Origin of the sequence: Streptomyces sp. NPDC005962, assembly GCF_040629205.1 — a bacterium.
Lineage (GTDB): Bacteria > Actinomycetota > Actinomycetes > Streptomycetales > Streptomycetaceae > Streptomyces.
Window position 1 is genome coordinate 1 of sequence record NZ_JBEXVE010000064.1, and the last position, 1,801, is coordinate 1,801.

Annotated in this window: 1 pseudogene; it reads right to left on the minus strand. The window is 68.1% G+C overall.

The features are described 5' to 3' along the window. Positions 1-30: 30 nt before the first annotated feature. Positions 31-1,704, minus strand: a pseudogene (locus ABZ370_RS43935) (IS1182 family transposase). Between the last annotated feature and the right edge of the window lie 97 nt (positions 1,705-1,801).

The following is a 1,801-nucleotide window of genomic DNA, read 5'->3' on the forward strand; positions in this document are numbered from 1 at the left end:
GGGACGCTGTTGGCTAATTCGTGGTCCTGATCACTTGGTCCCATCGAGTTGTTTCTCGGCGGGGCGAAGTCGTGCGAAGTGGCTGGGCGGGTGTGAGCCCGAGGTGTCGCGGTGAGGTGGGCCTCGATGCGGGCGAGGTTGAGTGCGGCGCCGGTGAGCTGGTGCTGGAGGCTCGTCTTCGCAAGGCCACGGTAGCGGGATCTGCGCAGACCACAGCGTTGGACGCCTTGGGAGATGGTGCCTTCGGCCCCAGCGCGGATCTTGTACTGCTCTTTCCAGCGGTCGGTCTGCTGAAGGGCGCGGGCCTGTTGGAGGGCCTGGTGTTCGTGGTGTTGCCGCAGGGTCAACGTCCTTCCTTCGACCTTCGGCGAACTGACGCAGTCGCGCAGTGCGGGACATGGGCGACAGCCGGCCGGGGAGAATCTGACCTTGACCACGGGAAGCTGCTGCTGGGATGTGCCCATGGCCCACCGAGTGCTGGTGCGGCCCATCGGGCAGGTGACCTGCTGTCGCTCCCAGTCGATGGCGAAGGCGTCCTGTCCATAGCCGCCGCCGCTTTTCGCCTGGGCGACGGTGACCTCTTGCAGCGGCCCGTGCAGGGCAACGCCATGCTCCCTCCGTGCGGTCACGATCTGCGCGGCGGTGGGATATCCGGCATCGACCCAGTGCTCACCGGGCAGGCAGTCGCGTGCCACCAGCTGGTTGTGGATCGTGTCGGCCATCGCCTTGTCCGGGATGGTTGCGACGGTGGTGGCCACGTTCGTGATCAGGTTCGGGGCGTCGGGCTCGCAGGTCTCGGTGAGGTGGACTTTGTAGCCGTCCCACATGGTGCCGCGCTTGACGCTGCCGCGTGCCTCAGCGTCATAGGGCGTGACCAGGCGCATCGCGCCCGGCGGCCGGTCTTTTGGGTCCCGCCGTGCCACCTCGCCCTCAACCAGGCGGAAGTGCTGGACCCACACCTGCCGCAGAATCTCCACCTCGTCCAGCGCACCAAGCCCGTGCGGTGCGCCGGGGCCCGAAGACCGCCTCAAGCAGCCACATCCCGTCCGCGCCGATCCGCAAGCCCACCTCGTCCCGCTTGGCGCGGGCCTTGGGGAACCGCGAGTCCTCGGCCCTGGTCGCGTAGTGCCTGAACCAGTCCGGCTCCGTCACTTCCACCAGCCAGTCAGGGGCGGCCTGGGCCAGCGCGTTCAACGCTGAACGCAGGGTCTCCGCCACCAGCTCAAGCCAGTTCAGCTCACGTGCCGCCGAGGACACATGCGTGGAATCGGTGCGGGCCCGGCCTGCGCTCTTGAGCAGCCCCTTCTCCCGGGCTGCAGCCAGGATGCCGTCCAGCACCCGCCGTCCGGCGTCCGCCCTGGTCAAGCGGTCCCTGAACTCCGACAGCACCGAGAAGTCGAACCCCGGATCCTCCAGTTCCAATCCGAGCGCGTACTTGAAGTCGATCCTTGCCCGGACCGCCTCCGCAGCCTGCCGGTCGGTGAGCCCCTCCACGAACTGCAACACCAGTACCAGCGCCAACCGCCCCGGTGACCAGGCGGGCTTGCCCCGTGCGGGGAACAGGTCCGCGAACTCCTCATCGGTGAACAACGACCCCAACTGGTCCCGGACCCGGATCGCCAGGCTCCCCTTCGGGAACGCGGCCCGCGCCACCCGCATTGTCTCCGCCGGGATCGCCCCCGGCCCCCTCGGCTGCATCGACATCGACACCCACCCCAAACGACAACGTCGGCCTTCAAGACCACAACCGGGTCTTGCCGGCCGACGTCACGCGAGCCCCCGAATTAGCCAACAGCATCCC